The organism is Algoriella xinjiangensis (assembly GCF_900115015.1).
GTDB classification, from domain to species: domain Bacteria; phylum Bacteroidota; class Bacteroidia; order Flavobacteriales; family Weeksellaceae; genus Empedobacter; species Empedobacter xinjiangensis.
Window position 1 is genome coordinate 16,125 of record NZ_FOUZ01000007.1, and the last position, 22,040, is coordinate 38,164.

Genomic DNA, 22,040 nt, shown 5'->3' on the forward strand with positions numbered 1-22,040 from the left:
TTATGGTTTTTATTTTAAACTAAATCTTAATCCTGCATAATACATCTGTCCAAAAATTGGTGCATAAACGATAGAACTATCGAAATTTGATCCAAAAGGATCATCTGCACCTAAAATTACACGATGTTGTTGATAATTTGATACATTTTCTCCTCCAACATAAACTTCAAATCTTTTTGAGAAAACACGCGTAATCTGAAAATTAATTGTTCCGAATGGATTCGAATATTCTTGTAATTGATTTTCGGGTAAATTATCCGAAGTATTTGGTAAACGTTGCTTTCCAATCCAATTATACGTTACATCAAAACGCCAATTTCTGCCATTTTTCTCATGTGTTTCGTACTCTAAATTCGTAAAAAAACGATGTTTTGCTTGTAATGGACGTTCTAATTTTCCGTTTTCATAATCAGTTTCTATATCATAATGTTTGTATGATGCTCTAATTTTGAAATGCTCAAACGGATTATAATTAAAGTCAAATTGAAACGAATTTGCGTAAGAATCTCCCTCTAAATTATAAAATCTAACCTGACGAGCAGAATAATCAATATCTGTTACAATTTGATTTTCGAAAGATGTTCTATAAAAATCTGCTGTTACATCTGCTTTTTTACCGAATAATTTAAATTCTTGCGTAACACTGAAACCATAATTCAAAGCAATTTCTGGATCTAAACCATACGTTTCTCCGCCATTCCCGATGATATTAAACTGTCGTGAAGACGCAAATAAATTTTGATTTTCTGCAAAAATATTGTTGATACGCTTACCACGTCCAACCGAAGCTTTTATCGTAGTTCCATTCCAAGGCGTGTAACGTGTATGTAAACGCGGCGTTAAAAAGAAGCCCATTCGGTTGTGATAATCCGCGCGTAAACCAGCTATCATATTAAAATTCTTTGAATTATCGAATGTATATTCAAAAAAAGCACCAGCAGAATTGTCAACTCTATTGTAATTTGCATCAGTTGGCAAGGCTACAAATTCTTTAAATTTATCATAAGTAAAACTTGCTCCTGTCGAAAATTTATTCTTTGTATTACTTATAATTGAGCTAAAAATATAGTTTGCATAAAAACTTTGTTGCTCGATATCATATTGATTTAATCCGAAATACGAATCTTGTTTATGGTAACTAAAAGCCGTTTGTAAACCCATACTTTGATATGGCATTTCTGGAAAAACATACCCTATTTTAGAAGATAAATCGACACGATTTGTATTAATTTCTGATCCCCAATAATTTTTTGTTAATTTATCTCGGTCTTTATCAAAATCGATTTGACCAGCTTGTTTTTGGTCATTTAAATAACGTGCAGAGAAAAATCCAACCAATCCTTTTTCTAAATTTTGGTATTGCCAACGATTCATCACATTAACTTGATGACCTAGCGGATTGTCTAAAAATCCATCATCATTCATATCATTTTTAGCTACACGAGCGTTTCCATGTAAAAAAAGTGATGAACTCCATTTGTCGTTCAATTTCTTATTTAAATGTACATTTCCTTCGAAACGAGAATCTGTCGAACCATAAAGATTGACAAACAAAGGCACATCATTCGCAGGTTTTATAAGCTCTGTATTAATTTGTCCCGAAATACTTTCGTATCCATTAATAACCGTCCCCGCTCCTTTTGTTACCTGAATACTCTCTACCCAAGTTCCTGGCGTAAAACTAAGCCCAAAAGCTTGAGAAGCTCCACGAACAGACGGTATATTTTCTTCCGCAATCAATATATAAGGCGATGTAAGTCCCAACATTTTGATTTGTTTATTTCCTGTTACAGCGTCCGAAAAATTAACATCAATAGAAGGATTTGTTTCGAATGATTCGGCAAGATTACAACAAGCTGCCTTCAATAACTCTTTTCCAGTCATTGTCGTCATGTTGGTTGCTAGCTTCGATTTTTTTAAAGAACTACTTCTATCTTTTACAACAACTTCGCCCAATGCTGTGTCTCCAAAATTATCTTTTACTTGAATCGTAATATTCTGAAATTCGTTTTTTAACTCGGTAAAAGTTGTTGTTTCATTTTCATAAAACACACCCAAAGTTGATGTAGTTTGATAATTTTCGATCTCAAAATCACCTTTTTCATCTGTTATTACAGAAATATCTGTTGATTGCCAAAAGACTTCTGCACCAATAATTGGTTGATTATTTTGATCTGTAATTTTTCCTTTTAAAGTAGATTGCGCGTATGTTAACGCTGCACTTAGTATAAATACTGAAGTGAATATTTTTTTCATTTTTACGATATAATTTTAAACAATAACATTTTGGTTCTGATTGATTTAATCAAAATAAAACGGTTATTATCCTTCGTAAAAAGTTAACTGAGAATTAAATATATAATTTGGTGGAGCATTAGACTCGACATAAGAATCTAATAAAAAAAGTGTTTCCTCAACCTTAAAATCTAAGATAGGAGTTTTAAGCTGTAAAACCTCAACAGCCAAAAAATCTATCGGAACAAGTTTTAAAACTTTTACAACTTGTTTCTCTGCAATTTTATCAGAATATGAAACATCTTTACAACAATCGTCTTGTTGTTTTGATTCGCCATCTGCAATTTCGCAATGATTTTTTTCTGACTTCGGAGGACAACAAGAAGTTGCTGTCTCTATTTCGCATGATTTATTATCAAGATGATTCATCTTAATTTCTTCCATCGCGCCTTGACAAAAATGCATAGAAAATGCCACGCTAAGATTCGAAAAAATCAAAATCAGCGATAAAACATATCTTATGTATTGTTGCATTTTCATTGGCTACAAAAATAAACAAAAAAAGAGAAGTACAAAATGACTTCTCTTTTATATTAAACTTTTAACTATTTAATTTTATAAAATTACTTTCTTCATTAACTCTTTTCCTTCTTTTGTTTTTGCTTTCAAAACATATACTCCTTTTGGTAAATCTGTTGGAATTACAAATTCTTTTGTTGACATCTTATATGTTTTTACTTTCTGACCACCAATTGAATATAAATTAATTTCGGTCATCAAATCAGTACTTAAAACAACATTTTCGTGATTTCTTTTTACGATATTAAAAGTTGATTTCACAACTTCTGTTGTTGCTAGTTTATCGCCTATAATGATTGTATAATCTTCAATTTCTCCAAAATCTTCGTCCTCACAAATTGCATCATACGTAATATCTGGCTGATCACTACCTGTTGCACGTATACGCAAACGCATTCTTGTTGCTCCATTTAATGCATCTTCTGGAATTACAATTTCATTTTTAAGTTCAGCTGTTAAACCATTATTACTATTTGATGGATAAACATGAGTTCCTATTAATGTAAATTCGTTTTCTGTAAAAACACCATCTTGGTTATAATCAATCCACGCAGCTACAGATTCGTATTTCCAACCACTACCGATAACAACAGAAATAGGATACGATTTTCCTTTTTGTACTTGTGTAGATTGAGTTGTATAATCAGAAATTCCACCTTCTTCGCATGTTGATGAATTATTTATTGTACCAAAAGTTACTTTATGTATCGCATCATCATCATCGCACATAATATCAACTGGCGCGCAATATGTTATTTCTTGTTGCTTTGTAATGTTTACTAAATAATCTTCTACCTCGCCAAAAGGCCATCTAAATTCTACTTGTCCTTCATCATCCCAAAAATATACATCGCACGAAAAACTCGGATCTTCGTCTAATCCATCCAGAATCTTAACTCGCATTCTGTATTGACCTTCTTCTACAGTTGATGGCAAATTAATCGCTTTAGAAATTGTTTTGGTTTCTCCAGTTCCATAATCTTCGAACTCGGCAGCACCAATCAAAAAATATTCGTTTGCATCAAAAATATTGTTCTTATTAAAATCAATCCAAACCATTACAGTTTCTTCATAATTTCCGTTTTCTACTGTAATATCAAATTGATTAGTACCTCCAGCCTTCAATTCAAAAGGCATTACAGAAGTTGTATAATCCTGATAACCATCGTTCGAACAATCAGAAGTATTTTCTAAATTATTGATTTTTACATTTGTTAATTTATCTCCAAATTCACAAAACAAAGGTTCTGGTATACAATATTGTGCATTTACTTGGAAACCCGAAATACCCAAACATAATACGAACATACCTTTTAAAAAAGTAGAGTTTTTCTTCATAATCTAATCTATTTGTGTTAATTATTTTAAATCTACAATAATACTTTGGCTTATAAAAAAAGAGAAGCCTAAAAAAGCTTCTCTTTTATCAAATTATCTTAATTATATTCTAATATTTATCGTTTCGCTTGTTTATTCGTCGGAATATTGATAATTCCTGAACCATCTACAAATGTTTTATTATTTTCGTTTACCACTTTTACAGCAACTTCAAAATCTGCCCAATCAATTCCAGAAAGAGTTACAAATCCATTTTTTTCGTCAATAGATTTTATTTTAAAACCTTTATCCGGATAATCTTGTCCATCGATAATTGGATCAAAATCTAAACCAACTTCTGGCTCAGCTTTATTCGCAGAATCAATAATTGTTTTGTATCGATCTTTAAATTGTTGAGTAACAAATTTATTTTTCTTGACAAATTCATCATCCGAAATTTTTCCAATTGTATCGCTTATATAATCAACATAATTATTCATGAAATTTACAGCAATTGTATAATCCGTCTTGGTTTCAGCGATTTTTGATTGATTATTTTCGATCGTTTTTTTATTTTCTACTTCATTTTTTGAACTTGTATTACAACTGCACAAAACAATTGGTATAAGCAAAGCATAAATTATTTTCATCGTTATTTTAGATTAGATTATTAACTAATTTAATAAAATCACGCGATAATTGTCTGTTTTTATCAAAATATACCTTTTTAGTCGTCAAAAATCATTAAAATTGCACTTTAAAATAGAACACAAATTATTATGTCAGAAGATATTTTCAAGAAAGTAATTTCGCATGCAAAAGAATATGGATTCATTTTCCAATCGAGTGAGATTTATGATGGATTATCAGCCGTTTATGATTACGGTCAAAACGGAGCTGAGCTAAAAAATAACATCAAACAATATTGGTGGAAAGCAATGGTACAGATGAATGAAAACATTGTCGGCATTGATTCTGCTATTTTTATGCACCCAACTACTTGGAAAGCTTCTGGACACGTTGATGCGTTTAATGATCCATTAATCGATAATAAAGATTCTAAAAAACGTTACCGCGCTGATGTTTTAATCGAAGATTATTGTGCTAAAATTGAGTCTAAAATTGATAAAGAAGTAGAAAAAGCGGCAAAACGTTTTGGAGAAGCTTTTGATAAAAAAGAGTTTTTAGCTACAAATGGTCGTGTGGTAGAATATCAACAAAAAATTGATGCAATTTTACACCGCATGGGTCAATCTTTAGAAAAAGAGGATTTGGAGGATGTAAAAGCTTTGATTGAAGAATTGGAGATTGCGGATCCTGTAACTGGTTCTAAAAATTGGACAGATGTTCGTCAATTCAATCTAATGTTCGGAACAAAATTAGGTGCAACTGCCGATCAAGCAATGGATCTATATTTACGCCCAGAAACTGCGCAAGGTATTTTCTTAAATTACCTAAATGTGCAAAAAACAGGACGTATGAAATTGCCTTTTGGAATTGCTCAAATTGGTAAAGCTTTCCGTAATGAGATTGTTGCGCGTCAGTTTATTTTCCGTCAACGTGAGTTTGAACAAATGGAAATGCAATTTTTTGTAAAACCAGGAACTGAGTTAGATTGGTATGCAAAATGGAAAGAAACACGTTTACGTTGGCACCAAACTTTAGGTTTAGGAAATGACAACTATCGTTTTCATGACCACGAAAAATTAGCGCATTATGCAAATGCTGCGGCTGATATTGAGTTTAAATTTCCTTTCGGATTTAAAGAATTAGAAGGAATTCATTCTCGTACAGATTTCGATTTAAAAGCACACGAAAAATTTTCTGGTAAAAAATTACAATATTTCGATAACGAAACTAACGAATCTTACACGCCTTATGTTGTAGAAACTTCTGTAGGTTTAGATCGTATGTTTTTATCTGTTTTCTCAAACTCTTTGAAAGAAGAAAAATTAGAAGATGGTTCTGAACGTATAGTTTTAGCTTTACCACCAGCTTTAGCACCAATAAAAGTTGCTATTTTACCTTTGGTTAAAAAAGATGGTTTACCTGAATTTGCTGAAAAAATTGTTAAAAAATTACGTTTAGATTACAATGTAATTTACGAAGAAAAAGATTCTATCGGAAAACGTTACCGTCGTATGGATGCAATTGGTACACCTTTTTGTGTAACTGTTGACCACGATTCTTTAGACGATAATTCGGTTACTTTACGTCACCGTGATACAATGGAGCAAAAACGTGTAAACATTGACGAATTAGCTGCAATCATCGATTTAGAAGTTAATATGAAATACCTTTTCGAGAAATTATAATCGAAAAAATAATATAATTTTAAAAGCTCAGATATGTTCTGGGCTTTTTTATTGCCCTATTTTAGGCTATTTCAAAAAAAAATCAATATTAATAGCGCAAAAAACATAATTTGGCAAAGCTTTTGTATTTCTTAATTTAATTAACAATTAAAAATATAAATTATGAGCTTTATTATTAATCTTTTAGTATCAGCATTAGTCGTTTTTGGATTAGCTAATATTTTACCAGGTGTATCTATTAAGGGTTATGGATCTGCAATTATTGTAGCATTAGTAATCGGATTATTAAACGCTGTTGTAAAACCAGTTTTATCATTCATCAGCATACCTGTAACAATCTTAACTTTAGGTTTATTTTCATTTGTAATAACGGCTATCATTATTTTATTAGCCAGTGCAATAATGGGCGATAGCTTTCATGTAGATGGCTTTTGGTACGCATTGATATTTGGTGTTGTTTTAGCAATTGTAAATTCTATAATTGGTGGAATGTTAGGAGACTAATTTTCTACTTAGATCATAAAAATAAAAAGCGTTTCTAGTGAAACGCTTTTATTTTTGTCCGTACTTAGAATATATTTTTATTGCATTCTCTAATCTTCTTTTGATATTTCTTTTCAAAATTCTTGGCGCAAGTATTTCTATTTCTTCTCCAAAACCTAAAATTTCGCGTTCTAATTCATAATTATGCACAACATCTATCGTAAACAATGTTCCATTTTCGTTAATTTCAATTACTTTTTGACTCGCATGAATTGGTTTTGTAATTACATAAGGTGCTAATTTTTTTGTGACACGAAAAACCACACGTTGTTCTCTATCTTTTTGCGTTTTAGTAACACCCAAAACATTATCATAATAATGTTCAAAATTTATTTCCGAAGCATCTACAAAAGGTTCATTTGCTAATTCATAAAAATCTACAATACGATCCAAAGCTAGTGTATAAAGCACTTTATCTTTTTTGGCTTTACACAACAAAAACCATCTGTTTCGGTATTCTTTTAATAAATACGGGTAATAAATGCCTTGTTTTGGCTCATTTGTTTTATTATTAAAAGATAAATAACCAATTAACAAAGGTTGTTTTTTGACAATTATTTGATACAAACGATTCAAATGCTCTAAACCTTTTAACAACGGATTTTCTTCGAACTGAATATAATTGGGTTGTTGATGATTTTGCTTGGATAAATTATTTTCAAGTCGCGTAATAATCTCATTCATATCATCAAAATAATTGAAACCATTTAACTGTTTCATGACCGAAATTACTTCTTTCATTTTATCTAAATCAGCCGAAGAAACGGGCGAATTATTAATTGAATAATCTTTTTCCTCGTATTCATAATACTTTCTGTCAACCACAATTATTGGCGCATTATACCCCAACTTATCACTTCGCATTACCTGAATATCGCCTTGTATTGTTCGTTTAGAAATACCCGAAGTTATTCCTTCATATTCATACAAAGCTTCAGAAACCTTTTCAATTAAATCCTCTAACGTCCATTTTCTGAAATGATTTTGCAAACATTTATCAATTGTTTGATAACGAATTAACGCAATTTTATTGGTTGACATAGTATTTTCTTTGCTTTAAAATACAAATTTCATTTATAACTACGCAATCTATTTGCGCATAAAAATGATATTTAAAAATAAATGAAAAATAATTACAAATCAAAATAATGATTATCAATTAAATAAAATAAGTTTTATAAATATTTTAAACTACGCAGATTACACGCGCACTACTACTCCAACTTTGTCAAAGGTTTAACAACCAAACGGTTTTAAAGTTCCTTGACAAATGTTTCAGTATAGCATTGTAGTAGAAAATGTATCATTACTTCTATTCTGAATTTTAAAATCTTTAATTGATGGGTCGTGGGTTCGAATCCCACTTTCAACCAAAAGTTGAAATAACTCAGTGGGTAGAGTAATCAAAATTATCAGACTTTAAATCTGTATTAAGACGCCTTCGGGCAAAAACAAAAAAAGCTAAGAAGTTTTCTTTTCTAATGATTCGTTTATTTCTCTGGAGTAAATGAAAAATGAAATCAAAAACTGGCTTAAAACCTGAATTTAAAACTTTAAAAGATGATTGATTTTCAAGTTTAATACTTCATTTCAAAATTAAAAGAATTGATTAAATAAGAATCTCAAAATAAGCTTTTCAAACTTCAAATTCCGTTTTAAAAAAGGAAAATGATTTAGCTTTTTTATTAAAGTAAAAAATATCATTCTGAATTGATTTTCAGAATAAAATATAAATAAGATGAGATGTTGAAACAAACTCAACATTGCAACAAAAAATTCCGTCATTCTGAACTTGTTTCAGAATCGCATAAAAAATATAAAAACCTAAAAAAAGACAATAAAATGAAAAAATTAGCAATAAATAACCAAGAAGTTGGAGTATCAATCAAAAATAACGAAGTAAATAAAATTTACACAAAAGGTAATTATTGGATTTTCTTCAATAAACAAACTACAATTTTTAATGTCAACGAAATTATTGATGAAAAATGCCATTCAATTATTTTAGAAAATGAAACATTAAAATCAATGGTAGAATTTATCGAAGTTTTACATAATGAAGTTTTAATTGTTTACAAAAACAATCAGTTTCATCAATCATTTGTAAACAAAAATGTGATGATTTGGAAAAATACAACTCAATTAAAAACGTCTAAATTCGATTTAAACGCAACAGATTTAATTACAAATTTGTCAAAACGAGATTTAGAAATTTTGAAAAAAGTTAGTGCTTTAAAAACAATTTCGATTGCGCCATATTTCGAAGGAATTTTGTTTAAAGACAATCAATTTGATCAAGTTTTAAAAGCAGGTGATTATATTTTTTATAACAACGAAACTAAAACTTCGGTTGTAACATTTGATATGCGTCCGCAAACAATTGAGATTTCTGGACAAGAAATTTTAACAAAAGATAAAGCACAATTACGTATCAATTTTATGGTTCAATATCAAATTATTGATTTAATAAACGCATATCAATCAAATAAAGATTTTGAAAAAATGATTTATCAAGCGATACAACTTGGTTTGCGCGAATTTATTGGAAATATGAATTTTGATGATTTGATGTCGGATAAAAATTCGGTTTCGGATTATATCATTCAAAAATATCAAACTGAATTTGCAAAAATCGGTTTAAACTTGAAACAAGCCGGAATGAAAGATATTATTCTTCCAGGTGAAATTCGCGAAATTATGAATCGCGTTTTGATTGCAGAAAAAACTGCACAAGCCAACTCAATTATGCGCCGCGAAGAAACAGCTTCGACAAGAAGTTTGTTAAACACAGCGAAATTGATGGAAGAAAATGAAACTTTATGGAAATTGAAAGAGATGGAATACATCGAAAAAATTGCCGATAAAGTTGGAGATATTAGTATTTCTGGAGGATCAAACGTATTAAATGAACTAAAAACAATGTTTACAAAATGAAACCAATCATCCTAAATAAATTAAAACAAATAGAAAACGATTATAATATTGAAATTCTTTTTGCTGTAGAATCTGGAAGTCGCGCTTGGGGCTTCCCTTCTACAGACAGTGATTACGATATTCGTTTTATTTACAAACGAAAATTAAATGATTATTTAAGAATTGAATCTTCTGATGATTTTCTTGATTTTGAAGTGCAAAACGAATTGGATTTTAAAGGTTGGGATATACAAAAAGTTTTACGATTAATGTTAAAATCAAACTCTAGCATTAATGAATATTTACAATCGCCTATCCATTATATTGAAAATAAAAATTTCGAAAATGATTTATTGAACTTAGTTATTTCTCAATTTAATCCATCTAAAGTTGCGATGCATTATTTAGGAATTACGACAAAAAGACTCATTGAATTAGAAAATGTAAATCAAATAAAACTTAAAAGTTTATTTTATGCTTTACGCTCAGTTTTATCTGCAAAATGGATTGTTGAAACACAAACAATTCCTCCGATGGAGTTTAAGAAATTAATTCATTTGATTGATGACAAATCAATTGCTAAACAAATAGAAAAGTATAGATTACTAAAAGAAACTGTTGATGAAAAGTTCTTAATTACAAAAGATGATAAAATATTCAATTGGATTTTAGATTTAAAGGAAAGCTTAAAATCAAGAACAAACGAACTTTCAAAAGTTGAATTTAATAAAGAAAAAATCAATGATTTCTTCATAAAAACAATAAAATAATATGTTAACAATAGAAATACTAAAAAAAGAAAATTTAATTCTTTTTGAGTGCATCAGCGGAAGCAAGGCTTATAATTTAGCTACAGAAAATTCTGATACAGATATTCGTGGAGTATTTTATTTACCAAAAAATAATTTTTATGGATTAGAATATCAAGCACAAATTAGTAACGAAACCAATGATATTGTGTATTATGAAATTGGACGATTTATAGAATTATTACTAAAAAACAATCCATCTTGTTTAGAACTTCTTGCGACTCCAGAAGAATTTATACAATATAAATCGCCGTTGTTAATGGAATTAAATTATACCGATTTTATATCAAAAGATATTGAAAAAACTTTTGTTGGATATGCTTTAAGTCAAATTAAAAAAGCAAAAGGGCTAAACAAAAAATTTCTAAATCCAATTGATAAAAAACGAAAAACTGTTCTTGATTTTTGTTACTGTATTGAACACGGAAAAACAATAAAATTAAGCGATTGGTTGGACAAAAATAACTTGAAACAAGAGTTTTGTGGGCTAACAAAAATTGCACATGCAAAAGATTTATTTGCTTTATATTATAGTCACAACAACGCATATAGTGGTATTGTAAAAGATGAAACAAATGATGATATTAGACTAAGCAAAGTCCCTAAAACAGAGAAACCTATTGTTTTATTAACTTTTCTAAAAGACGAATATTCTAACTATTGTAAACAGTACAAAGAATATTGGGAATGGATAAATTTGAGAAATGAAAATCGTTATACTACAAATTTAGATCACGGAAAAAATTACGATAGTAAAAATATGATGCACACAATTCGTTTGCTAAAAGTTGCAAAAGAATTATTAGAAACAAGTGTGCTAAATATCAAAAGGATTGATGATAGAGCAGAATTATTAGCTATCAAAAATGGTAAATATTCTTATGAAGAAATTATTAAAATGGTTGATATTCTTCAAAAAGATATTGAAAAATTATCTCACAACAATAAATTACCAGCCACTATCAATCAAGCTAAAGCGTTACAATTTTTAATCAATTTAAGAACTAAACTTTATGAATAATATAAACAACAAACCAATAAATGGAAATGACTTAATTACTTTAGGTTATCCAGAAAATGAAATATTAGGTATTGCCCTAAAAATCAATAAAAAAAGAACAGGTTACACAAAAACTGAAATGCTTGAAAAATATACTCAACTATTAACTTCGCCACAAGATTTTATCGAGGATAAAGTTTTCAAAATACTTGCCGAAGCTTTTGCAAAAGGTGTTCATTTACCAAAAGAAGGAGAAACAATTATTCCTTTAAATGAAGAAATAAAAGCATTTAAAATTTATGGTGCAGAAAAAATTGAAGACGGCGCGTTAGAACAAATGAAAGTTGCCATGCAATTACCCGTTACAGTTGCTGGCGCTTTGATGCCCGATGCGCACCAAGGTTATGGCTTACCAATTGGAGGTGTTTTGGCTACAAAAAATGCGATAATTCCGTATGGTGTTGGTGTGGATATTGGCTGTAGAATGGCTTTGTCTGTATATGATTTGCCTTCGACTCATTATTTCGAAAATCACGATTTATTAAAAAATATTTTAATGAAGAACACAAAATTTGGAGCTGGACATGGATTTCATGGAAAATATAAAGCAGAGCATCAGGTTTTAGATGATTCAAAGTTTGAGACAAACTCATTCATTCAAAATCTAAAAGACAAGGCTTGGTCGCAATTAGGTTCTTCTGGTGGTGGAAATCATTTTGTAGAATTTGGTTTAATTGATTTTAAAGAAAATGATGATAAACTAAACATCAAAAAAGGCACTTATTTGGCATTATTGACACATTCTGGTTCACGAGGTTTTGGCGCTACAATTGCGGGTCATTACACACAAATTGCAAAAGATATTTGTAAACTTCCGTACAAAGCAAAAAACTTAGCATATTTAGATTTGAACTCGGAGGCTGGACAAGAATATTGGCTTGCCATGAATTTGGCTGGAGAATATGCGTCGGCTTGTCACGAAATTATTCATCAAAAAATAGCGAAAGAATTGGGTGCAGAAATTTTAGCTAAAATAGAAAACCATCATAATTTTGCGTGGAAAGAAATCTATAATAATGAAGAAGTTATTGTGCATAGAAAAGGTGCAACGCCGGCTTCTAAAGATTTGATGGGAATTATTCCGGGATCTATGACTGCCCCAGGTTTTTTGGTTAGAGGAAAAGGTGAAGAAAATGCAATAAATTCGGCTTCGCACGGTGCTGGTAGACAAATGAGCAGAACGCAAGCGATAAAATCGTTGTCACAAAATAAGATAAATGATTACTTAAATGATTTTGGAATTACGTTGATTGGTGGTGGAAAAGATGAGGCACCAATGGCTTATAAAAACATTCACGAAGTGATGAATGCGCAACAAGATTTAGTAGATGTTGTAGCTACTTTTACACCAAAAATGGTTAGAATGGCTGATGATGGATCTAAAGAAGATTAAAAAATCCTCTGTTCTGATGAACGGAGGATTTTTTAAATTAATATACTAAGTGATTAATACTTTTATTTATAACAAAAGGTAAGTGAAAATATATTGATGTATTATTTCCATCTTTATCGATTGAAGGAATAATTTTTTTCTTCTTTTTATTTAAGGAATTTAGATATTTAATAAATGCTTCATTCACTAATTCTTTTGAAAAATTATTTCCTATAACTTCAAATTTATCAAATTGACCATTAGCATCAATATTAAATTTTATTTCAGAGGAAAGTTCTATTTGTCCTATTTTCTTCTTTTCCAACACAAATAATGATTCATTTCCTAACTCTTCAATTATCTTTTTTATAAAGCAATCTTTTAATTTATCATTTCCTTTTTTCTCGAATTTTTCACATCCAGGATAAATCATCATTTTAGCTTGTTCCTTTTCTTGCGCAAAAAGTATAAAAGGAAATAATATTAAAAGTAGGTTTTTCATTATTTATTTAATTGTAACAAAAATATAGATTTATAAAACACTAAATTATAATCATTAACTATCAATAAATCATAACTAATCAAAATAATCTATATAATTAGACTTTTATATTTTCTTATCACAAACAATTAAAACACTAAATATCAATAAAATAATTAATAAAAATATTTAAATCATTGTTTATTTATTCATTCCAATAGTTTGCATAAAAAGTTATCAACAATATTATTCACAAATCAAATCTTTACCTACATTTGCAGAACATTTATAACTAAATAGTACAAAAAGATGTCACAAAACGGTATACCATCAGTTAATTTAGCAGATTTTTTATCTGATGATCCAGCAAGAAAACAAAAATTTGTCAACGAAATTGGAAAAGCTTACGAAGAAATTGGATTTGTTGCCTTAAAAGGACATTTCTTATCGGATGAGTTAGTTGATAATTTATACAACAGCGTTCGCCAATTTTACGCTTTACCTACAGAAACTAAACAAAGTTATATTGTAGAAGGTATTGGTGGTCAACGTGGTTACACAGCTTTCGGAAATGAGCATGCAAAAGGTAGCAAAGTTGGTGATTTAAAAGAATTTTGGCATTTTGGACAATATGTTTCGGAAGAAGACAAAGCAAAATACAATTATCCTGAAAATATTTCGGTAACAGAAGTACCAGCTTTTACAGAATATGGTGAAGAAACATACAAACAATTAGAAAAAACTGGCGTTTACGTTTTACGTGCTTTAGCAATTTTCTTAGGTTTAGATGAATTTTATTTTGATGATAAAGTGAAAAATGGTAATTCTATTTTAAGAGCTATTCACTATCCACCGATTACAGAAGAACCTAAAGAAGGTGCTGTACGTGCAGGTGCGCATGGCGATATCAATTTAATTACTTTATTAATGGGTGCGCAAGGTCGCGGATTACAAGTACAACGTCATGACGGAACTTGGGTTGATGCAATTGCAGAAGAAGATGAATTAGTGATTAATGTTGGAGATATGTTATCTCGTCATACAAATAATCGTTTAAAATCGACTATTCACCGTGTTGTTAATCCAGATCGTGAATTATGGGGATCTTCTCGTTTTTCTATTCCTTTCTTTATGCATCCAGTGTCTGAAATGGATTTATCTGTTTTAGAAGATTGTATTGATGATAAAAATCCAAAACAATACGAAGATATTACAGCCGGAGATTTCTTAACACAACGTTTAAGAGAAATCGGGTTAATTAAATAAGACTATTTAATCTATTATTTCAATAAAAAAAGAGGGTTGATTTTTATAATCAATCCTCTTTTTCTTTACATGCCTTTTACGTACATGTTATAATTAAAAATATCTAAACAAAGCAATGTATACTTATAATCGCTCTTATTTATATTAACTTCTAAAATAGGTTCTGAATTATAAAAACGTATTTTTAAATTGTCATTTTTGTCTAATAATAAATAGATTGAAGAAATTGTTGGTCTAATTTCGCTCATCCAATTTCTTAACGAGTCCGAAGAATCTTTTATCAACTGAAAACGCTGAAAATAATCTTCAAAAAACTTTTCCATTCGTTGCACTTGCGTCAACCGATCTAGTTCACGATACAAATCTATAAAAACGCATAATTTTTCGCGTTTCGGACAAACACAAGGAAAAGGATGTTCTTCGTTATAAAACCATTTCTGCCACTTTTTACACGTTGTTTCATCAATCGCTTGCTTAAACTGGTCTTCATACTTTAGCAGCCACCAATTCATGCGACAAATTCTAAGATTACCTTTAGATAGTTGTAAAAGTTCGTCAATATAAGAACCTACATTTAGCATTGATGATAAAAATTAATAGTTAATCGTATTACGCTAATTTACAAAATTATAACGGAAGATTATGGTTTTAAAAATAATTTTTCGAATTTAATAATCTTAAATTTTTCATCAATCGCAAACTGATAAAAATAAAATTGCTCTTTCATTATCTTATCCTTCATGCGCACATTACGAACTGGAATTAACAAGCTAAATTGAAATGATTTTGGTTGCTCAAAGTGATTAACCGCCGAATAATAAATAAGATTATACCATTGATCTATTGGCGCATAAATACCATAAAAATCTGGATACAAACCATCTTCGTGGTTTTTATAAACATTGGTTAACGTAAAACGATCAATCTCTATTTTTTCGACACATTTAAACGGAGAAGATTTACCACAAAACTTAAAATCTTTTTCGTATTTCACCGAATCTAATTTTAATCCAAATTCATCCATCTTATAATCCTGAAATTTATTTATCGTAGGATCTATCACAATTTGTTTGTTTGGATAAGCTAAATTTTGCTTGTAAATATCTTTCAGAATTGTATCATAAATTTTTACACGAATTTCATTTGGATTAACTTTCTGCGCATCAACACATAAAGAAGCAACAATAAAAAAAATACTTAATAAATACTTCATTTCAATAAATTTGGTTCAAAGTTTGTAAATATATAAAACAACTTTAAATTAATTATCGTTCAGAATTCACTTTTAAACCTATAAAATTCAACTTAAAACAATTTTTGAGTTTATTACATTGTTAACCTTATGTTAAAGTAAGGTTTTTAATAATATTCTGAAACGGATTATTGTTTCATTTCAATAATCTAAAAATCAATCACATAAACGAATACAAATAATTACGATAGATTTTAACTATTATAGTAATAGATAAAACCTTTTATCATTTCTTCATTTCAGACAAAAAAGTTGGACATTTGCAGTGTCAAATAATTTATTCATAGATAGTAATACAGAGTACAAACGAGTGAAGTGAAATGGATCATGAAGTTGAATTAACTCGCACTCTTGTTTACTTTTTAGAGTTTTTTATAGTAGTTTAGGTTGGTTAGTAATCCGTTCTTTTTAGAACGGATTATTTTTTTATAAACTATTTATAAAATCTTTCAACAAGTTAAAAACTTTTGGCGAATAATCCAAATTTAAATTTTCTACTTTATCATTTGGATCATGATAATAGCCCTTTCCTCCCAACGTATATATAAAAAACGACGGAACGCCTTTCATATAAAAAGGACAATGATCAGAATTACACGATTCTCCTCTAATCTTTATTTCTTTTAAATCTTTATTTTGAGAATTTAAGTCAACCAAACGATTAAATTGTTTACGATAAACACTTCCATTTACCACTTGTAAACCCTGATCTCCAGCTCCCATAATATCTAAATTAACTAAAAATTTAATTTTGGATAACGGAAATAATGGATTATTTACATAATAATCTGCACCCAAAATTCCTGCTTCTTCTGCTGCAAAAGCCATAAAAACTATTTTATATTTTGGTTGATTTTTGACATAATATTTCATCAAATTTAATAACATCGCTGTTCCGCTCGCATTATCGCTAGCGCCAGGAAAAACGACATTTGATACTTTTCCTAAATGATCGTAATGCGCAGAAATAACAACAACGCTGTCATTATTTTTACCATTTATAGCGCCAATTATATTTTTTGCTTCAAAATTTGGATTAAGCTCTGCTTCAACCGAATAATTATTAATTTTTAAATGATTTGTATAATATTTTGCATCAATTACAAACTCTGTAATAGTAGATTGACGTTGACTTAAACTCGAAATTAATTTATCAGATGTAAACCGAAATATAGCTCTACTTTGCGTTTCGTCTTTCTCATAATTATTCGCCCATTGCTTGTAATATTGTGCGATAGAATCAACCTTTGTATCAAGCGGCGGAAGTATAATATTTTTACCTTGTTGCAATTTTGTATCATTTATTACAAAATCTCGTGTTTTATTTTTTGACTGAAAAGATTCGATATAAGTTTTTGTATCAAAAACGTAAAAAGGCAATTTAGAATTTACAATTGATTTAGAACTTGGTTTTACAATAAAATCTGTTCCATATTTCAATTCTTTTCCATTAATTGTTAATCGTGCATTTTTGATAATATTAATCGGAAACTGAAATTTTTGTTCATAATTGCTTGCATAAGGTTTCGCTCCATTCTTTATAAATTCATTTTGCAAATAATTTGCAGCTTTATCCATGCCTTGCTCCACATAACCTCTGCCTGCCATAGAATTTGACGTTAATGTATCCAAAACTTCTTTAAAATACTTTTTATCAAATATTTGTGCCTGAGCAACTAAAATTCCTATCAACCAAAAACTTACAAATAATTTTGTTTTCATCTTCAACATTTTTCCGTTATCATCATTTTAAAAATGAATGATTCAAATATAATTATCATTTTGATAAAAAAAATCAATTATCTATATATAGAATGCAATAAAATTAAATATTCATTAAAAACTAGGTTTAATTAGCACATTCATATTTTTTATATCTTGCATTTTAAGAAAATTATAAAACTACAAATCACAATTAAATGAAAGAAGTCGTTATTGTTTCAGCTGTTCGTACAGCAATGGGATCATTTTTAGGAAGCTTATCTACTGTTCCTGCTACAGATTTAGGTGCTACAGCTATAAAAGGTGCTTTAGATAAAATTAACCTAGATGCGTCTTTGGTTGATGAAGTATATATGGGTAACGTTTTACAGGCTGGTACTGGTCAGGCTCCTGCAAAACAAGCAATGATAAAAGCTGGTATTCCAAATACGGTTCCTGCTACTACAGTTAACAAAGTATGTGCTTCGGGTATGAAAGCTGTTATGTTTGCTACGCAAGCTATTCGTTTAGGCGATGCTGATGTTGTGGTTGCTGGTGGAATGGAAAACATGTCTATGGTTCCTTTTTATTCTCCAAACATGAGAACTGGTAATAAATACGGAAATACAGTTTTGTTAGACGGAATTGTAAATGACGGTTTACAAGATTATTATAGCAAAGAAATGATGGGTACTTTTGGTGATTTATGCGCAAAAGAAAACAACATTTCTCGTGAAGAGCAAGATGAATTCGCTATCAACTCATACAAAAAATCTGCTGCTGCATGGCAAGCTGGTAAATTTGATAATGAAGTAGTTCCTGTAGAAATTCCTCAACGCAAAGGTGATCCAATCATTTTTAAAGAAGATGAAGAATACAAAAACGTAAACTTTGATAAAGTTCCAGGTTTAAGAGCTGTTTTTACAAAAGACGGTACTGTAACTGCTGCAAATGCATCTACTATTAATGATGGTGCTTCTGCTTTAGTTTTAATGTCTTTAGACAAAGCAAACGAATTAGGTTTAAAACCACTTGCAAAAATCGTTGCTTACGCTGATGCTGCTCACGAACCAGAAAGATTTACAACTGCACCAACAAAAGCAGTAGAAAAAGTACTAGAAAAAGCAAATATTGCTGGTACTGATGTAGATTTCTGGGAATTTAACGAGGCATTTTCTGTTGTCGGAATCGTAAATACAAAATTATTAAACTTAGACCCTAATAAAATTAACGTAAACGGTGGTGCTGTTTCTATTGGTCATCCACTAGGAAATTCTGGATCAAGAATTTTAGTAACGTTATTGAATGTTTTAGAGCAAAATGGCGCTAAAATTGGTGGTGCAGCTATCTGTAATGGTGGTGGTGGTGCATCTGCAATGATTATCGAAAAAATGTAATTCAATTCAGAATATAATAAAACGTCTATTCTTTGGATAGACGTTTTTTAGCTTTTGAAATCAAATTAATTGGAAAAAATCTGAAAAACATTCGACATTTATTATAATTGGCTTAAAAACCTTTTCTATATTTGTTGGATTGAACAAACACTTTTGTATGGAATATTTAGAATTTGAACAACCTATCAAAAATTTAGAAGAACAGTTACAAAGCTGTCAAATAGTTGGCGAAGGAAGCGGAGTTAATATCAAACAAGCTTGTGTTGAAATTGAAATTGCAATTGAAAATAAAAAGAAGGAAATCTATGGTAGTTTAACTCCATGGCAACGTGTACAACTATCTCGTCACCCTTCTCGCCCTTATACTTTAGATTATGCTTACGCAATCACAGATAATACGTTCATCGAAATACATGGTGACAGAACATTTGCTGATGATAAAGCAATGGTTGGTGGTATAGGAAAAATCAATGGTCAATCTTTTATGATTATTGGTCAACAAAAAGGAAAAAACACGAAAGAAAGACAATATCGTCGTTTCGGAATGTCTAATCCAGACGGTTACCGCAAAGCTTTACGTCTAATGAAATTAGCCGAAAAATTTAACATTCCTGTCTTAACTTTAGTCGACACTCCTGGTGCATATCCTGGTTTAGAAGCAGAAGAACGTGGACAAGGTGAAGCAATTGCAAAAAACATCTACGAAATGCTAAAACTAACTGTTCCTATTATCACTATTGTTATTGGTGAAGGAGCTTCTGGTGGTGCATTAGGAATTGGTGTTGGTAACAAAGTTTTTATGTTAGAAAATACGTGGTACTCTGTAATTTCGCCAGAAAACTGTTCGACAATTTTATGGAGAAGTTGGGATTACAAAGAACAAGCAGCTTCGCAAATGAAATTAACTGGTCTTGACATGTTAGAGTTAGGATTGATTGAAGACATTATTAAAGAACCGCTTGGAGGAGCGCATTACAAACCAGAAGTTGCGTACACTAATCTTAAAAATAAAGTGTTAGAAACGTACAATGAATTGAAAAAATTATCTCCAAAAGAATTACAAACACAACGTCAAGAACGTTTCATTAATTTCGGAGAATATTCAGGATAATACCATTTTTACAACAATAGTTATTGTAGAATATAGCAAAATAAAACGAGATATAAAATTACTTATATCTCGTTTTTTTATCCTAATTTTGAACCTCTTATGGAACAGGCAAATTATAATCCCGAACAATCAGCTAACATGCGCAATGTCATTGGTTTAGAGAAAGGAAAACTTCCTCCTCAAGCTGTTGATTTAGAGCAAGCTGTACTTGGTGCGATGATGATTGACAAAAAAGGTTTAGATGAAGTAATCGACATTTTAACACCTCAAGTTTTTTATCGTCCAGAACACCAAGCGATTTATACTGTTATTCAAAAATTATTTAATGATTCAGAACCAATTGATTTATTAACGGTTTCGAATGAATTAAAAAGTGAAGGAAAACTAGATCGTGTTGGTGGAGATTATTACTTGATTCAATTAACGCAGAAAATATCTTCTTCTGCTCATATCGAATATTATGCACGTGTAATACAAGAAAAATATATTTTACGTCGATTAATCGAAATATCAAACCAAGTTATCGAAAAATCTTACGATGATACGGCAGATGTTTTTGATTTATTAGACTATTCAGAAAGTAAATTATTCGAAATTACCGAAGGCGGAATAAAACGTAGTTATTCCGAAGCAAAAACTTTGGTAACCGAAGCCATCGATAAAATTAAAGCACAGTCTACCAAAGAAGGTATGAGTGGTTTAGCTTCTGGTTTTACGGAAATTGATAAAATTACAGCTGGTTGGCAAGAATCCGATTTGATTATTTTAGCCGCTCGTCCTGGTATGGGAAAAACAGCGTTTATCTTATCTATGGCAAAAAATATGGCTGTAGATCGTGATATTCCTGTTGCGGTATTTTCGTTAGAGATGTCTTCTGTTCAGCTAATTACACGTATGATTTCGGGTGAAACCGGAATTCCTGGTGAAAAATTGCGTAAAGCGAAATTAGCCGATCACGAATGGAAACAACTTTATACAAAGGTAAAAGGTTTAGAAAATGCACCATTATATATTGACGACACGCCTGCCCTATCAATTTTTGATTTAAGAGCAAAAGCACGTCGTTTAGTTTCTCAGCATGGTGTAAAAATGATTTTGATTGACTACTTGCAGTTAATGACTGCGGGTGGAAAAGCAAATGGTAATCGTGAACAAGAAATCTCGATGATTTCGCGATCATTAAAAGCAATCGCAAAAGAATTAAGCATTCCCGTTATTGCATTATCGCAGCTATCTCGTTCGGTAGAAACACGTGGAGGAAGCAAAAGACCTTTACTTTCGGATTTACGTGAATCTGGAGCCATTGAACAAGATGCAGATATCGTTTCATTTATTTATCGTCCAGAATATTATAAATTAGAATATTGGGACGATGACAACATACCATGTGCTGGTCAAGCAGAATTTATTATTGCAAAACACCGTAATGGTGCGTTAGAAAATGTACGATTACGCTTTATTAACGAACAAGCAAAATTTACAGATTTAGAACCAACTTACGGAAGCGATTTTGAAATTCAAAGTTCGATGAATAATGGTCAAAACAACCAAAATTCTCCAAGTGAAATTAGTAGTTCTATGAATTTAGCTGCAATAAATCCTTCGGATGCGTTTGGAGATATGGGCGAATTTACAAGTGCAATGAACAATGATGATGATAATCTTCCATTCTAATCAAATAAATTTTAT

Annotated in this window: 19 protein-coding genes; 10 read left to right on the forward strand and 9 right to left on the reverse strand. The window is 30.2% G+C overall.

The annotated features are described in order from the left end of the window. Positions 1-9: 9 nt before the first annotated feature. From BM072_RS07680 to BM072_RS07695, 4 genes are all read right to left on the reverse strand, one after another. Positions 10-2,256, reverse strand: coding sequence for a TonB-dependent receptor (locus tag BM072_RS07680; protein ID WP_092908083.1), 2,247 nt, complete (start codon positions 2,254-2,256; stop codon positions 10-12). Between the two features lie 66 nt (positions 2,257-2,322). Next, positions 2,323-2,769: an HYC_CC_PP family protein gene (locus BM072_RS07685; protein WP_125113339.1), complete on the reverse strand. Its 447-nt coding sequence runs from the start codon at positions 2,767-2,769 to the stop codon at positions 2,323-2,325. Positions 2,770-2,850: 81 nt separating this feature from the next. Continuing rightward, a complete protein-coding gene (locus tag BM072_RS07690) occupies positions 2,851-4,152 on the reverse strand; it encodes a GEVED domain-containing protein (protein WP_092908085.1) in 1,302 nt (433 codons plus the stop codon). Positions 4,153-4,268: 116 nt separating this feature from the next. Continuing rightward, a complete protein-coding gene (locus tag BM072_RS07695) occupies positions 4,269-4,781 on the reverse strand; it encodes a YqhG/Tai3 family protein (RefSeq protein ID WP_092908086.1) in 513 nt (170 codons plus the stop codon). 129 nt (positions 4,782-4,910) lie between these two features. Between BM072_RS07695 and BM072_RS07700 the strand changes: the two genes are divergently transcribed. Together BM072_RS07700 and BM072_RS07705 are read left to right on the forward strand one after the other, a co-directional pair. Beyond that, positions 4,911-6,446, forward strand: a complete 1,536-nt coding sequence (locus BM072_RS07700) for a glycine--tRNA ligase (protein WP_420836353.1) — start codon at positions 4,911-4,913, stop codon at positions 6,444-6,446. 162 nt (positions 6,447-6,608) lie between these two features. Continuing rightward, positions 6,609-6,950: a phage holin family protein gene (locus tag BM072_RS07705; protein WP_092908088.1), complete on the forward strand. Its 342-nt coding sequence runs from the start codon at positions 6,609-6,611 to the stop codon at positions 6,948-6,950. Positions 6,951-6,998: 48 nt separating this feature from the next. Here the strand turns inward: BM072_RS07705 and BM072_RS07710 are convergent, their stop codons facing one another. Further along, entirely contained in the window at positions 6,999-8,030 is a 1,032-nt protein-coding gene (locus BM072_RS07710; RefSeq protein WP_092908089.1) for a helix-turn-helix transcriptional regulator, read from the reverse strand. 801 nt (positions 8,031-8,831) lie between these two features. Between BM072_RS07710 and BM072_RS07715 the strand changes: the two genes are divergently transcribed. Genes BM072_RS07715 through BM072_RS07730 form a run of 4 tightly spaced genes read left to right on the forward strand, consistent with a single transcriptional unit; the run spans position 8,832 to position 13,164 of the window. After that, entirely contained in the window at positions 8,832-9,923 is a 1,092-nt protein-coding gene (locus tag BM072_RS07715) for a slipin family protein (RefSeq protein ID WP_092908245.1), read from the forward strand. After that, complete coding sequence (locus BM072_RS07720; protein WP_092908090.1) at positions 9,920-10,672, forward strand: nucleotidyltransferase domain-containing protein; 753 nt, start codon at positions 9,920-9,922, stop codon at positions 10,670-10,672. Before BM072_RS07715 ends, BM072_RS07720 begins: the two co-directional genes overlap by 4 nt. A gap of 1 nt (position 10,673) precedes the next feature. Then, positions 10,674-11,732, forward strand: a complete 1,059-nt coding sequence (locus BM072_RS07725) for a DNA polymerase beta superfamily protein (protein ID WP_092908091.1) — start codon at positions 10,674-10,676, stop codon at positions 11,730-11,732. Next, a complete protein-coding gene (locus tag BM072_RS07730) occupies positions 11,725-13,164 on the forward strand; it encodes an RtcB family protein (RefSeq protein WP_092908092.1) in 1,440 nt (479 codons plus the stop codon). The genes BM072_RS07725 and BM072_RS07730 overlap by 8 nt, the downstream gene beginning before the upstream one ends. A 37-nt stretch (positions 13,165-13,201) precedes the next feature. Here BM072_RS07730 and BM072_RS07735 read toward each other — a convergent pair whose 3' ends face one another. After that, complete coding sequence (locus BM072_RS07735; protein ID WP_092908093.1) at positions 13,202-13,645, reverse strand: hypothetical protein; 444 nt, start codon at positions 13,643-13,645, stop codon at positions 13,202-13,204. A gap of 288 nt (positions 13,646-13,933) precedes the next feature. Here BM072_RS07735 and BM072_RS07740 point away from each other — a divergent pair, with 288 nt between their 5' ends. Further along, positions 13,934-14,890 carry an isopenicillin N synthase family dioxygenase gene (locus tag BM072_RS07740; RefSeq protein WP_092908094.1) on the forward strand — a complete coding sequence of 319 codons (957 nt, stop codon included), beginning with the start codon at positions 13,934-13,936 and terminating at the stop codon, positions 14,888-14,890. Positions 14,891-14,955: 65 nt separating this feature from the next. On the opposite strand, the gene BM072_RS07745 is transcribed toward BM072_RS07740, so the two are convergent. From BM072_RS07745 to BM072_RS07755, 3 genes are all read right to left on the reverse strand, one after another. Continuing rightward, positions 14,956-15,471 (reverse strand): hypothetical protein, encoded by a 516-nt coding sequence (locus BM072_RS07745; protein WP_125113337.1) that lies wholly within the window; start codon positions 15,469-15,471, stop codon positions 14,956-14,958. Positions 15,472-15,530: 59 nt separating this feature from the next. Next, on the reverse strand, positions 15,531-16,103 hold the full coding sequence (locus BM072_RS07750) for a hypothetical protein (protein ID WP_092908096.1): 573 nt from the start codon (positions 16,101-16,103) through the stop codon (positions 15,531-15,533). 465 nt (positions 16,104-16,568) lie between these two features. Beyond that, the gene (locus tag BM072_RS07755; RefSeq protein ID WP_177190279.1) at positions 16,569-17,864 is read right to left on the reverse strand and encodes a M28 family metallopeptidase; all 1,296 of its coding nucleotides are present in this window, start codon (positions 17,862-17,864) and stop codon (positions 16,569-16,571) included. 197 nt (positions 17,865-18,061) lie between these two features. Here BM072_RS07755 and BM072_RS07760 point away from each other — a divergent pair, with 197 nt between their 5' ends. The 3 genes from BM072_RS07760 to dnaB all read left to right on the forward strand — a co-directional run bounded on the left by BM072_RS07760 (position 18,062) and on the right by dnaB (position 22,025). Continuing rightward, positions 18,062-19,240: a thiolase family protein gene (locus BM072_RS07760; RefSeq protein WP_092908098.1), complete on the forward strand. Its 1,179-nt coding sequence runs from the start codon at positions 18,062-18,064 to the stop codon at positions 19,238-19,240. Between the two features lie 157 nt (positions 19,241-19,397). Next, entirely contained in the window at positions 19,398-20,351 is a 954-nt protein-coding gene (locus BM072_RS07765) for an acetyl-CoA carboxylase carboxyltransferase subunit alpha (protein ID WP_092908099.1), read from the forward strand. A gap of 99 nt (positions 20,352-20,450) precedes the next feature. Then, on the forward strand, positions 20,451-22,025 hold the full coding sequence (dnaB, locus tag BM072_RS07770) for a replicative DNA helicase (RefSeq protein ID WP_092908100.1): 1,575 nt from the start codon (positions 20,451-20,453) through the stop codon (positions 22,023-22,025). Positions 22,026-22,040 lie beyond the last annotated feature (15 nt).